Annotated in this window: 12 protein-coding genes; 7 read left to right on the plus strand and 5 right to left on the minus strand. The window is 32.4% G+C overall.

Annotated features, from left to right (window positions below):
* Positions 1 to 243: 243 nt before the first annotated feature.
* Positions 244 to 4125: a dsDNA nuclease domain-containing protein gene (locus IW15_RS01265; RefSeq protein WP_034708650.1), complete on the minus strand. Its 3882-nt coding sequence runs from the start codon at positions 4123 to 4125 to the stop codon at positions 244 to 246.
* Positions 4126 to 4428: 303 nt separating this feature from the next.
* Between IW15_RS01265 and IW15_RS01270 the strand changes: the two genes are divergently transcribed.
* A complete protein-coding gene (locus IW15_RS01270) occupies positions 4429 to 5814 on the plus strand; it encodes an RES domain-containing protein (RefSeq protein WP_051881694.1) in 1386 nt (461 codons plus the stop codon).
* 198 nt (positions 5815 to 6012) lie between these two features.
* Here IW15_RS01270 and IW15_RS23180 read toward each other — a convergent pair whose 3' ends face one another.
* The gene (locus tag IW15_RS23180) at positions 6013 to 6243 is read right to left on the minus strand and encodes a helix-turn-helix domain-containing protein (RefSeq protein WP_034708652.1); all 231 of its coding nucleotides are present in this window, start codon (positions 6241 to 6243) and stop codon (positions 6013 to 6015) included.
* Here IW15_RS23180 and IW15_RS01280 point away from each other — a divergent pair.
* A complete protein-coding gene (locus IW15_RS01280) occupies positions 6227 to 6571 on the plus strand; it encodes a hypothetical protein (protein ID WP_034708654.1) in 345 nt (114 codons plus the stop codon). The genes IW15_RS23180 and IW15_RS01280 overlap by 17 nt on opposite strands.
* Before the next feature lie 98 nt (positions 6572 to 6669).
* Here the strand turns inward: IW15_RS01280 and IW15_RS23185 are convergent, their stop codons facing one another.
* The 3 genes from IW15_RS23185 to IW15_RS01290 all read right to left on the minus strand — a co-directional run bounded on the left by IW15_RS23185 (position 6670) and on the right by IW15_RS01290 (position 9181).
* Positions 6670 to 6861, minus strand: a complete 192-nt coding sequence (locus tag IW15_RS23185; protein ID WP_084681347.1) for a winged helix-turn-helix transcriptional regulator — start codon at positions 6859 to 6861, stop codon at positions 6670 to 6672.
* Positions 6862 to 7089: 228 nt separating this feature from the next.
* A complete protein-coding gene (locus IW15_RS01285) occupies positions 7090 to 7422 on the minus strand; it encodes a Y-family DNA polymerase (RefSeq protein WP_034708656.1) in 333 nt (110 codons plus the stop codon).
* Positions 7423 to 7597: 175 nt separating this feature from the next.
* Positions 7598 to 9181 carry a Na+/H+ antiporter gene (locus tag IW15_RS01290; RefSeq protein WP_034708658.1) on the minus strand — a complete coding sequence of 528 codons (1584 nt, stop codon included), beginning with the start codon at positions 9179 to 9181 and terminating at the stop codon, positions 7598 to 7600.
* A 259-nt stretch (positions 9182 to 9440) separates the two neighbouring features.
* Here IW15_RS01290 and IW15_RS01295 point away from each other — a divergent pair, with 259 nt between their 5' ends.
* From IW15_RS01295 to IW15_RS01315, 5 genes are all read left to right on the plus strand, one after another.
* On the plus strand, positions 9441 to 9941 hold the full coding sequence (locus IW15_RS01295) for a M15 family metallopeptidase (RefSeq protein ID WP_034708660.1): 501 nt from the start codon (positions 9441 to 9443) through the stop codon (positions 9939 to 9941).
* A gap of 88 nt (positions 9942 to 10029) precedes the next feature.
* Positions 10030 to 11067, plus strand: coding sequence for a patatin-like phospholipase family protein (locus tag IW15_RS01300; protein ID WP_034708662.1), 1038 nt, complete (start codon positions 10030 to 10032; stop codon positions 11065 to 11067).
* Positions 11068 to 11400: 333 nt separating this feature from the next.
* Complete coding sequence (locus IW15_RS22665; RefSeq protein WP_165585148.1) at positions 11401 to 11559, plus strand: hypothetical protein; 159 nt, start codon at positions 11401 to 11403, stop codon at positions 11557 to 11559.
* Between the two features lie 230 nt (positions 11560 to 11789).
* Entirely contained in the window at positions 11790 to 12419 is a 630-nt protein-coding gene (locus IW15_RS01310) for a leucine-rich repeat domain-containing protein (RefSeq protein ID WP_034708666.1), read from the plus strand.
* 6 nt (positions 12420 to 12425) lie between these two features.
* Complete coding sequence (locus tag IW15_RS01315) at positions 12426 to 13058, plus strand: leucine-rich repeat domain-containing protein (protein WP_034708668.1); 633 nt, start codon at positions 12426 to 12428, stop codon at positions 13056 to 13058.
* The last annotated feature ends 22 nt before the right edge of the window (positions 13059 to 13080 follow it).

The following is a 13080-nucleotide window of genomic DNA, read 5'->3' on the forward strand; positions in this document are numbered from 1 at the left end:
TTAATCTCAAATAAAAAAACTTTTATTATAAATTTCATTTTTTTGGTAAATCCAAATATAAATATTTTTTCAAAAATATTGATTGCTTAACAAACACCTTTAATCATTGAAATTAATATAACCATGAGAATATATATAATTTAAAAATCCTAAGAGAAATACGGGAATTATAGTTAAGAATTGTTTATAAACTATTTTTATTATTCCTGTTGTTATTAATTTTCAGTATTGTTTTGTAATGCTTTAAAATATTTGGAAAACTATTTCTTCTTTTGTATAAATAAAATCATTTTGTAAGCCAGTATTCACAAAATCTTTGAGATCTTCGGTTATGTCTTCAAGAAAATTAAGCTTCTTCTCTATATTTGATTCGAAGTTTAACCTTTTTAGCCAGTCCATCTCGATAACAGAATTTTTATCTAAATTTTTTCTAAATTCACATAGTTTCCATAAGTCAATTAAAATTTGAATTTTATTTTCTATCTCTACATTTTGAGATAAATCTTCTGAAATACTAACTCCAGGCAACATTGATATAGCTTTTTCGTCAATTTTAATTGGTAAAGGGGTTAAGCCTTCTAAATCCGTATTTTCATCTCCAGTCATCAAACTTCCTATACTTGTAAAAAAATCTCTTTTAAATCTTAAACCACTAATCGCAATACCATTTCTAACACTAATAATCGATATAAAATCGCATTGAAGATCACCCAACATAAAAATAGTCATTACTAAATTTTCAACATTTTCTGAATTTGAAAAATCAAAATCTATAATACCAAATGTACAATACGTTATTGTATGAGTTTCTTCAACCGAGTCAGGATAAATAAACTGATAATCTGATGTATCTTGTATTATTTTTAAAAAATCATTCAAATCGTTTAGTTTTGAATTTCTTGCTACTGACCACCAATCCTCAACAGCTTTACGTCCTACGGAAACAGCTTTTTTATCCTCTAATGGTATTTGAGACAGATAATATAGTACAGTCGTATAAAGTCTTTCATAACTTTTATTCTCCTCTTTGCATAGAGTCTCCGAATCAAAATAGGCGACTGTTTTCTTTTCAATTTCCATAAAGGAATTTTGCATTTTTTCTAATGCAAAAATGAAAGATTTAAGATTAATTAAAGCAAGATTTCTATCATGTTCTTTTTCAGGAATAAAAATATTTAAAATTTGAGAGTTTATATTTGTAAGAGATGCAATCCAGCTATTTATATCCTTCTCTTCCGGAATTTCGTTATTTGTCTCTGCATAATTTTTTTCATAAGTAGGATATTTTTTACTTAATGTAAGTAAATTATTAAGCTGGATTCTCGTTTTTTCTATGAAACTTAGTGCCTGTTTCTTTTTATTAATGTTTGCCTCCAATAAAGAATCTATAAATTTTGTAAGACTTCTCGACCATTCCAAGGCAGTTTTTCGAATTTCTATAATATTATTTTGCCAATGGTAAGCAGAAGTTTCCTGATATTGTTTTCTTATTGCTGAGATCCAGATTTGATTAAGATGTATCTGAAATGAATTACCCACAATTTGAGGGCTAAGCTTTTTAATTGAATCTTGCTTAGTCACGGCAATCAGTTCTTCTGAGGGAAGAGGAAGCATCAGCGCTTCTGTACAATACTCTTTATAGAATGGTAAAAAAGCATATACAGTTTCTATTCTAGCAACACTGAGATCATTAACCTTATTAGCTTCGTTATCAAATAAAAGGTATTCAATGTGTATCTGATCGTTAATTTCTTTTATGGTCAAAGAGTCGGTATGAACTTTCAGATAGCTTATAATTAGATCTTTATACTGAGATGTAAAATCTTTATATCCTGATGGATTAGTGATTTGGAAAAATAATACGAATTCTTTAGCTTCATTAAAATCCATCTGCATTAATTCATCTATTTGTATTTCTGCTTTAATGGAAGGAAGATTAAGTGGTAATTTTAAAGAATCAAACCATTTTGTAAGAAATTCAAGCCCTTCCAAAGAAGTGATTTTGGATGTACGTGCTTTTAGCCCTTTACATAGTGCATTTGCAAATAAAATGACATCTGAATCATCAAATCTATAAGTAGATAATTTCTTTTTTAGATCGGAAAGATATTTAAAATTAGATCCTTTATCTCCTAATATTGTAGCCATCTCATCCAAGGTATCTAGTTCTGTAAAAGGAGTTGATGTTATTGAAAATAATTCAATACCTCCTATTTTATACGCTTCATTAAATTGAGACTTATTTTCGTTCCAGTATCTTTGAGGTTCACCATGCATTATACCATCTAGAGCGGTAACCATGTCTGATAATGGCCCTTCAGATAATATTTCTGCTAAACTATTGTAAAATGGACTCTTGCTTTCAGTAGTTTGTATAAGAGGCATATTGATAAAGAAATCTTGTTTATACTCGTTTTCTATAATTTTATAAAGATTGATTAGAGATTCCTCAATAGGTAAATTTGTATGCAATAAATCTTTTAGGTGAGTAGATCTTACCGGGTGAAGACCTTCAATATGACGTCCTTCAAAACTTAGGAAATATTCTTTTTCCAATTCATTTAATATTCCCCCTCTATCTTGATCAAATCCAATTTCTTTTTTTATGTAATCAATAAGGTTTTTAGATTTTAATTTTATGTTCAGGCAATCCGCAAGTGAAACCATACGTAGTATCTCTATTTTTGCACCGGAAGACTTTGTATTATCATTGTGTAAATACTTCAACTGGGCTGAAAGTCTTTCTTGTATCATTTCACCTCTTGTTAGCAAATATGTATATTCAATAAGCAGATTTCTATCTGCAACCTGTTCCCAAAAGGGTTGCCATTCAATAATATCGGAGTGTATCTTTTTGTTTCTTTTAAATTGTTCAAAAATGTCTTTCGCTTCTGACATGGATAAAGATATATCTACTGTCATTAAATTAACACGTGAAATATCTGCTCCAAATCTAAACCAATCCTCTTGTCTGGTTGTAATCAAGTATTTTATTGTAAGATCATTTGTTTTTTCTACAACTTCCGTCCATGCTTCTACCAAACTACTCAATCCATCAATTATAACAAGAGGTATTTCGCCTATTAATAATCTGGATTCAAGAAATTCTATCACAGAATTAGCTTGATTGGAATCTCCACAATTATGCAACTGATATATAGAATAATTATTTTGCTCTTTTAGATTATAACCTGTCTGCCATGCTAAAGTGGATTTACCTTGTCCACTCGAAGATTTAACTATGGTAACATCAGATTTAATTATATTTTCTATAATAGCTTTTTCCCACACCTTTCTTCTTGCCGGAAGCCCTAAGGTAATATGAACTGGCCTCGCCGCTTTTCCATCATAGAAATCTTCTGAATTAATATTTTCATTTCTTTCATAAGAAACTTTGGTTATCCAATTATTCTCAATGGCTTTATTTATTGGAGCTTTCGAATATGAATCTCTGATGTTCTGAAATAGAGCATTAATATCAGAAAATGATATAGTCGCCCTATCTTTTGACCAAATTAGAACGTTGTAGAATATGGATCTTAAAAATTGCAGTTCAGTTCCTTTATTTACATTCCATTCTTTAAATAGTAAGCTTATAATATCTTTATGTAAATCACTTCCAGTTCTGCGATCAAATGAAACTTTATTGAAAAAATCATCATAATCTATGTTAGGTTCATGAGCGGTCAATTTTTCAATCCAAAATTTAGAAACTACCTTCTCATTAATTAAAGAAGATAAATTACCTTTGGCAATTTCCATATTGTACACTAATTTGAAGTGATTATTTGGGCTGGCTTTATAAGTCTCTAAAAAATTTTGTAAAACTCCTAACTTCCAAAAATCTCCCGCATCCATTTTGTTTATAGAAGATTTTATTTGAGTATATTCATTCTCATTAAAGATTTTTTGAGAAGAATTTATATCAATATCCTCAATACCTTCCATTGTTATAGATTTTGTATTTGATGACTTATGAAGCTGACTTAATATACAATAAGTTGCATAAAGTATTTGGTAATGAATACCCCTAAAATTGATTGATCCCCCTGTCCTTTTTCTTAATAAAGTCTCTAATTCTGTAGTGATTTGGTTTAAAGTTGGTGTTTTATAGTGGGTACTCATAACAAGCTTAAAATTTTAAGTTATATCAAAAGTTATTATATCTTTTAGCAAAAATAAGGCAATTATATTTTTATAAATTATGGGAAACTATTATCTTGTTAAAAAATAACTGAAGCAAAAATTTAATTCAATTATTAGCCAATAAGGCATAGTGGGGAGATAAGGCATTACGGTTTTGTGAAATCTGCAAATTTAGGCAGCATTTCAACTAACTTATCACCTTTATACAGTTATAGTTTAATAAACTATATGTTTTTATTTCTAATAAAATTATAAATTTGAAAAACTAGAAGCATATTATATATGAATTATATTTGCCATGAATGTTTAGGAGAAGACTTTTTAAATAAATTTGTTTTATCTAACGGGGAATCACATGAGTGTTCTTATTGTGAAAATAGAAATGTCTGTATACCTCTTGATGATATTATATCAAAGGTAGAATATGTGATTTTAAATCATTATGAAAGAACTCCGGAAACCCCCGATTATTGGCAGCAATTTAGTGATCAGATGTGGATTAGAAATGGTTCTATAGTTGAAGATATTTTAAAAGATGATTTTGATATTAATGAATACGCTGCGATAGAAATCGCTAAAATATTAGAGGACAATTATTTCGATATGGAATTGGCAAAAATGAGTGAAGAATGCGAATTTGGGCCTGATACTCATTATACAAAAAAAAGGATTACAGATCAAAGGTGGTTATCGGAATGGGAAGTATTTAAAAAGATTCTTAAGACTGAATCGAGGTTCTTCAGTAAAAAAGTTAATAATATTCTGGAGAATATATTTAATGAAATTGAGCTTATGACAACTCATGATCTCCAATCTGTCGTTACAACTATTGGTCCTAAGGATGAAATAAAATCACTGTATAGATCCAGAACTTTTTTTTCTTCCGAAAAGATTCTTGATGCATTAGTTAAACCAGATAAGCTTTTAGGACCCCCTCCAGCACCTGTAGCTTCCTCAGGAAGAATGAATGCTAAAGGAATTTCTGTTTTTTACAGCTCAGTCACAAAAGATGTAGCTATAGCTGAAGTTCGACCTCCGGTAGGAAGCCATGTAGTTGTTTCAGAATTTGAAATACTTAAACAGCTAAAACTTCTAAATTTCAATATTTTGACAAAAGTTGTAGAAAATATCAGTGTTTTTCATCCTGAGTATAAAGAAAAAAAAGAAAAGGCATATTTTTTAGCTAACTTTTGTAAACTGATTACTCAACCGGTGATGCCTGGTGATGAAGAATTAGAATATCTTCCTACGCAAGCTATATCTGATTTTCTTACTGAAAAATTTGATGGGATAATATTTCCATCCGTTCAGGTAAATACGGTAAATAATCATAATGTTGTTTTATTCAATAATTCTTGTAAAGTTGAAGAGTTTAACGTGTGTAAAAACAGAATATTGACAGCTAGTAAAGACTATTTCGATGATGAGGAAATAGAAACTTATCACCTGATCAACAGACCCGGCATAGAAACAAGAGTCAATCAAGAGGATGATTCAAGAATACCTACGTTAAGACTTAGAGTTGATTCTATTGAAATTCATAAAATTGCAGGTGTACAGTATACCTATACACCACAATTGTTTTCGTTTTATAAGAGTGAAGTGCCCACAAAAGAGCTATACTTTAGATCACGTGATAAAAACTCTCCCGATTTATTAGATGAATAGTTTTAAGAATAATCATAAAAATATTTTTTATGAATGAAATTTCCAAGCTTTCTCCAAAGATACTAGTGCACTTAATTTCATTATTTACCAATTGCTAAAAATACTGTATAAATGGATCTAATGTAATATTCTTTAAAGTATTTTTCATATTTGTGTGAGAAATTTGAAGTATTTAGAAATTAGATATCAAAAAAATACCTAATCGAATCCTTCAGAAAAAAATTCGCTCATAGTAATACCAAATGCATTTATGATTTTTGCCAACGTACTAAATCGTAAATCTTCTCCTTTTTCATATCTGCCGTATTGTGCTCTAGAGATATTATGGTCGTAAGCAAAATACTCATAACTAGAATATCCCTTAGCAATTCTAAGCTCCTTTAAAGTAGATATAGGCTTTAAATCCTTTACAATGAAACCTCTCTTCATATTAACTTTAAATAACCAATCATTTTCATCTGATAAAATCCAAGAGCTAATAAACAAGGTCAATGAGGATAACTCTAGCTATGTTTATTATTTCGGTAAAAATATTTTTAATGAACTTCATTGGGGCGTAAAAGCGGATCTTAAACAATTTATTCTTAAAAAAAATTTAGACCAACAATTTCTTTTTGATACTTTAGACTTTCCTAATGAGGTTAAAGATTCACTGTTTGATGGAAATCCAGTAAAATGTTTTGTATATAAAGAGGTTGGAGTTAGGATATATTTTTCAGAAGAATTAGCAATTGGACTTGATGAAATAGACAAATAATAATCTCAAAAAACGATTAGATTAAAAATGCATTATGAACACTAAAGAAATTAGATTCTATTACATAATTAAAAATAATAGATTTAAGGATCTTTGCTTCAAATTTCTTTTATTTGATTACGATGATTTTTCCCCAAATCAATCATTGTTGTGATCATTCCTCTCATAGATTCACAATATTTTGAGGAAGTATATTCAATGATGTGGGGATTAAAATCCGAGATTTTTCTTAATATAATTTTGTTTTGCTCCAATTCCCTTAATTCACTAGATAATACTTTGCTGGTAATTCCGTTTCATTTAGTTCATTTAAAATTCACATTTTGTTGTTTCCCCAAATTCATTGAAGATTATAAGTTAGTTATAACCTAAAGACGATAAAAAGTAATTATACTTTTAGTAGATATTAAATTATTAATATCTCTGCTTTTAAATTTAGAGGCTATTCAAAAAAGATTATCCTAATATTATTATAAAAATCTACACTGATTATCAGATTGTTATTTAAGTAAATAGTTCTAACTAATGATTAAAATTAACTTTTGATAATCGATGCTGTAAACTTCATATTCCAGAACATAAGATTGTGCAATCTTCATGACTTCCTGACTTTTAAAGTTATAAAGCTCAAATTTCGCCGAAAAACTTTTTACATCATGCTCCTTGAAAAGCTGTTTATACTTAAAAGCAGGTGCCGCCATCGGAATTCCAAGTTCTTTTGCTTCTCTGCTTCTGGACACCACGCATCCGTCGTTGTTGGAAAGTACCACAACGGGCTTGTTTTCAAGCGTAGGATCCAAAGTCCGTTCGCACGAAACAAAAAAATTATTGCAGTCGACTAAAGCATACATGATAAAAAAACTGAATATTCTAAGACACAAAATTATGCTATTTTCAATAGAAAACGATCATTAATTATAATTTTAACATTACAATCAACAACATAACTCTCAAAATATCAATCATTTAAAACACGTCAAGTTTTGTCGTATGAAACCTCTAGCTTTAAAGCCCCAATGCCCTATATCAGATAATTTTAAGGCGTTCTTCTTCCAAATCAATTTGGTATAACTGCTGGCGGATCACTTCTTCATCAATCGATATATCTTTATTAAGCTCTGAAAGATATTGTCTTTGGCTCTCGAGCATTTCAACGATAATAATTTTGTTTTTCTCATTCATCCATCCCACATCATCTGCCTTTATTTTTTCTTCCCAATGCTCTAGCATCCGTTCTATTCCTGCATGGCCATGCAATTCTTTTTCATGTTTATTTTTAAGGAAATGATAGCCATGTTCTTTGAGTTCTCTTTTTATTCTTTGTCGGGTTTGTTCTTCTTTCTCCTCATCCACAAAATCCTGAAATAAGCGCCCCCGCGTGATTAAATAAGGCAGCGTAAGCCCCTGAACCAACAAGGTAACCAGAATGACAACAAACGTAATAAACAGGATAAGGTTCCTGTTTGGAAAAGGAGTTCCATTTTCAAGGGTAATGGGAATCGCAAGTGCCGCAGCAAGTGATACAACTCCCCGCATACCCGTCCATCCCAGCAAGAGCGGCATCATCATCTGTCGTCTTCTTGAAGATGCCCGCGGAGCCACACTTGGTCTAAAAATAAACGTAGCAAGCATGGCAACATATGAACTTATTATTCTTGCTGCTATGAGGATACCCGTTACGAGCAGCCCATATTTAATAGCTGTTGCTAAAGGAATTCCTTCAAATCGAAGTCCCCCTACAATATCAGGAAGTTCCAGCCCAATAATTAAAAACACAATTCCATTTAAAATAAAAACAAAACTTTCCCAGACGCTGTATCCTTTTATACGGCTGGCACTGTTTAAAAATATCAACCGTCTGGCTGACATATATAAGCCACCACATACTACAGCCAGTACTCCGGAGCTATGAAACTGTTCTGCAATCCAGTACATCAGATAAGGCTCAATAAGGGTTAATGCAATATCCGAAGAGGGCTCTGTTGGCAGACGCTTGTGTACTTCCACAAAAATCCAGGCCAGCAAGAGGCCTATTCCGGCACCACCTATCAACATCCATAAAAAGCTCAGAGAAGCTTCCTGCCAAACAAACTGTCCGGTACCTACCGCAACGAGTGCAAACCGAAAAATGATCAATGAAGAGGCGTCATTTAACAAGCTTTCTCCTTCCAGAATCGCAGAAGTAGAATTGGGGATTTTTACAAATTTCATGATAGCCCCAGTACTCACAGCATCAGGAGGAGACACAATTCCCCCTAATAAAAACCCTAATGCAATCGTAAATCCGGGGATAAAATAGTTAGCTGCCACCGCCACGGAGAGTGCTGTAAAAAATACGACCAGAAAGGCAAAACTCCCGATAATCCGCCACCATCTTTTCATCTCCTTAAAGGAAATCGCCCATGAAGCTTCAAATAACAGTGGCGGCAGAAAGATAAAAAAGATAAGATCAGGATTTATTTTTATGACAGGTAATCCGGGTACAAGGCTTACAAGCAGCCCGAAAACAACCAGCAAAATAGGATAGGCAATTTTTAATTTGGCCGCAAATATATTCAACAGCACAATAGCCGCTATCATTGCCAGAAAAAAAGGTAAGATGGTGTGCATTATAGTATTGTGTTTTTATTTCTTTGATTGAAAATCTGATTATCACGCAGCTTTCCTTTACAAATATACAGGCAATTCGCTTTTCTATGATCTTATTTGCTGATCTTATCCAAACTCAATTTTAAATGGATCTCCAGAATTTTTAAATGAGACAATATTTTTTTACATTTTTTTATCTGAAGGATTATAAATTTAATTTAATACGTCAAGTTTAGTCGCAGTCATATTCTATTTTTGCTTTATAATAAAACATACCATTATGGACAAAGTAAGTTTAGAAAGGATTGAAAAACTTCACCCTGCTGTACGGGAAGAAGTAAAACAAATCATTAAAGAATGCGACGAGTCTCTTACCGGAAGGGCCAAAATAAGAATTACCCAAGGGTTAAGAACCTTTGAGGAGCAAGAAAAACTCTATGCCATAGGAAGAATTACTTCAGGAAAAAAAGTGACCAATGCCAAAGCTGGACAAAGCATTCATAATTACGGTCTCGCGGTTGATATCTGCTTAATGATCGACGGAAAAACAGCCAGCTGGGACACGGTAAAAGACTGGGATAATGATAGAGTTGCCGACTGGTATGAATGTGTGAAAATCTTTGCTAAACATGGCTGGGACTGGGGCGGAAACTGGAAGACCTTTAAAGACCTTCCCCACTTCGAAAAAAAGAGTATTCCTACTAAAAAAGGAGTCTTAAAAACCAGCTGGAGAATGCTTTCCAAAATGCCCAGGGACAAGCAAAATTATGTTGTGTTTTAGTTCTCTTTTATTTGAAATTAATTAAAACACGACACGTTCTGTCGCCGCCTCAGACTACCTTTACTTTACCAGAAAAACAGTAGGAACAATGAAAAAAACAACCATTCTTTCTTTGGACGGCGGCGGAATAAGAGGTATTATTACCTGTATAATTTTACGCTATATAGAAGAACAGCTGCAGTATTATGATAAGCCGAGTGCTAAGCTAGGAGATTATTTTGATCTGGTAGCAGGAAGCAGTACAGGCGGACTGATCGCTTCTATCATTCTATGTCCTGATGAACACCGAAAAGCTAAATATTCAATCCAAAAAGGATTAGAATTATATGCTGAAAAAGGTGGCGACATATTTCAGGTTTCTTTTTGGGAGAAAATGATCAATCCATTTGGTCTTCTTAATGAAAAGATCTCTCAGGAAGAACTTGAAAAAAATCTGAATGACTTTTTCGGGCACCTTGAATTAAAGGAACTTATAAAACCATGTCTCATCACCAGTTATGATATTGAAAACCGAAGAGCAAAGTTATTCAATTCATGGAAAGCCAATCTAAGTACCGATAATTTTTATTTGAAAGACATCTGCCGGGCAACCTCAGCAGCGCCCACTTACTTCACTCCGGTACAAATCAAATCAATGTATGGCCAAATTTTCAGTCTGATAGATGGTGGAATGTTTGCCAATAATCCGGCGCTTTGCGCATATGCTGAAGCAAGAAAAATTCCTTTTGCTGAAGTGCTGAAGAATCATCAGAAAGCCAATCATCCTTCCGTTAATGATATGATCATTATTTCGATCGGAACAGGAATTGAATCACGCTCCTATTCTTTCAAAAAACTGGAAAAAGCAGGAAAAATAGGCTGGGTAAATCCTATTATTGATATTTTAATGTCTGCCAATGCAGAAACGGTGGATTATCAGCTCTGTCAGATGTTCCAGACATTGGGCCAGAGAAATCAGAAAAATTACTACCGTATTAATCCCTCTTTAAAAAATGCATCCCCGGCGATGGATGATGTACGAAGATCCAATATAGAAAATCTGATACAAGCAGGTTTAAGCTATATTGATGATAACAGGGAAACCTTGAACCAGATTGTTCAAAAGCTCATTAAAAACAAAATATAAGCATTTATCCTTATAATTTATCAATATTAGCTTAAAAGCTTATGACAATCTTATTATTCATTTGTAAGAAAGTTAGGAAGACTATTTCACACGTCACGTTTTGGCACCTCCTAAATTTATCCTTGAAATACTAAAAAGGAACAGAATATAAAATTAAAAACTTTAAAATAACACGTCAAGTTTTGTCGCCTTCCTCTTCTACCTTTGAAATATAAACAAAGACACAAAATAATAATCCATAAAAACTTTTAATAGCCTTTGAATTCAACATCAATTAATGCTGGACAACCAGAAATATGCTCAAATTTCAACCAAAACACAAAAACACTATTTATGGAAAATACCGATTACAGCCCAGGCTTACCCCTCGATCAAGAGCTCTATACTATCGAATGGAGCGATATCGAAAACACAGAGATAGATTACGAAAACTATCTTAACGATATTGAGAACTTCTTCAAAGAAGATTTTGAAGATGATACTTTTGAATAAAAAATAATACACAAACTTTTTTAAACACCTCAAGTTCTGTCGCTGTCCGGAATTACCTTTGAAGCACCAATCAACACACTCGACATTATTCTATAGTCATTCACAAAACCTTTGAATTCACCATTCACACAATGCTGGACAGCCAGAACTGTGTTTAAAAAGATATAAAAAAATGAAAGGATTTTACTGAAAAGATCCTTCACATCTAAATTTAAAAAATCATACAATTTATGAAAACAAAAGAAGAATTAAAACAATATTTCGAAACCGGGGATATCCCAAAACAAGAAGATTTTTGGGCTTGGCTGGACGCGTACTGGCATAAGGATGAAAAAATTTCCGAAAGTGCTATTGATTCAGTGGAAAAAATTATACCCAACATTGTTGATGAAACGCTCCTAGGGCACTCTATTTCTGTATCTATTTCTAACAATGTTAGAAAAATTACTCAGGCAGCTTTTCAGTATTCAGGAATGAATTATCAAATTATTGAAGTAAACTTTAATGAAGGGTTAGAGGAAATTGGAATGTACGCATTTGAAGCTCAAAATGTAAAAAAGGTCAAAACTCCTTCAACTTTAAAAATTATTGACAATGGTGCTTTTAATACCCAGGCAGATGCGGTCTATAACGCAGATTCACTTGGGGAGATTATCCTGAATGAAGGATTGATAAAGATCGGAGATTATGCATTTAATTGCCCAAGAGCCAAAGTGAAAAATATATATATCCCTAGTTCGGTTCAGACGGTTGGCCAGAATGCATTTGCCATCCCTTCGCTTAAAACAGTTTCAGCTCCAGCTGGTATGGATCTAAGTAATACTGGAATTCCAACAACAGCTATAATCACTTATAGATAAAATATTATGAAAACAAAAGAAGAATTAAAGCTCCAATTCGAAAACGGAGACAAACCTACACAAGAAGATTTTTGGGCATTGCTGGACTCGTACTGGCATAAGAGTGAAAAGCTAGGTAATAATGCCCTGAATTTAATCACTTATCTAGAATTTACCTATTCTCCAACTGACAGCACAGAAATTACGGGTAATGATTCTATTATAGTTTTTCCGGAAGGCATTAAGACTATCGGAGGCTTTAGGTTTAACTTAACTTTACAAAATCGTATTACAAAAATTCAATTTCCTCAATCTCTGGAGACAATTAGAACTAATGCTTTTGGTGCACAGTACTTGAGAGGACCTTTAAAAATTCCGGGATCATGCAAAGTTATTGAAGCACATGCATTCAACAGTACTGTTTCAGATGTATCAGAACTAATATTAGAAAAAGGAGTAGAAATAATTGGAGACAGTGCTTTTCAATTTATGAACAATAAGAATTTGACTGACCTGTATATTCCCAGTTCAGTAAAATCCGTAGGACAAAACGCATTCAACATTCCATCTCTTAAAACGGTGTCTGCCCTTAACGGATTAGACTTAAGTAATGCCGGCATTCCGGAAACAGCAGTAATAATGCGCTATGTAGATTTATAACAATTAAAGACACAAAAGAAAA

Origin of the sequence: Chryseobacterium soli (assembly GCF_000737705.1) — a bacterium.
Classification (GTDB): Bacteria; Bacteroidota; Bacteroidia; order Flavobacteriales; family Weeksellaceae; genus Chryseobacterium; species Chryseobacterium soli.

Excerpts from the sequence above, each read along its gene's own strand:
- IW15_RS22665 (WP_165585148.1), top strand. The coding sequence starts at position 11,401 with ATGGAAAATACCGATTACAGCCCAGGCTTACCCCTCGATCAAGAGCTC.
- IW15_RS01270 (WP_051881694.1), top strand. The coding sequence starts at position 4,429 with ATGAATTATATTTGCCATGAATGTTTAGGAGAAGACTTTTTAAATAAA.
- IW15_RS01310 (WP_034708666.1), top strand. The coding sequence starts at position 11,790 with ATGAAAACAAAAGAAGAATTAAAACAATATTTCGAAACCGGGGATATC.
- IW15_RS01300 (WP_034708662.1), top strand. The coding sequence starts at position 10,030 with ATGAAAAAAACAACCATTCTTTCTTTGGACGGCGGCGGAATAAGAGGT.
- IW15_RS23180 (WP_034708652.1), bottom strand. The coding sequence starts at position 6,243 with ATGAAGAGAGGTTTCATTGTAAAGGATTTAAAGCCTATATCTACTTTA.
- IW15_RS01280 (WP_034708654.1), top strand. The coding sequence starts at position 6,227 with ATGAAACCTCTCTTCATATTAACTTTAAATAACCAATCATTTTCATCT.
- IW15_RS01285 (WP_034708656.1), bottom strand. The coding sequence starts at position 7,422 with ATGTATGCTTTAGTCGACTGCAATAATTTTTTTGTTTCGTGCGAACGG.
- IW15_RS01295 (WP_034708660.1), top strand. The coding sequence starts at position 9,441 with ATGGACAAAGTAAGTTTAGAAAGGATTGAAAAACTTCACCCTGCTGTA.
- IW15_RS01315 (WP_034708668.1), top strand. The coding sequence starts at position 12,426 with ATGAAAACAAAAGAAGAATTAAAGCTCCAATTCGAAAACGGAGACAAA.
- IW15_RS01265 (WP_034708650.1), bottom strand. The coding sequence starts at position 4,125 with ATGAGTACCCACTATAAAACACCAACTTTAAACCAAATCACTACAGAA.
- IW15_RS01290 (WP_034708658.1), bottom strand. The coding sequence starts at position 9,181 with ATGCACACCATCTTACCTTTTTTTCTGGCAATGATAGCGGCTATTGTG.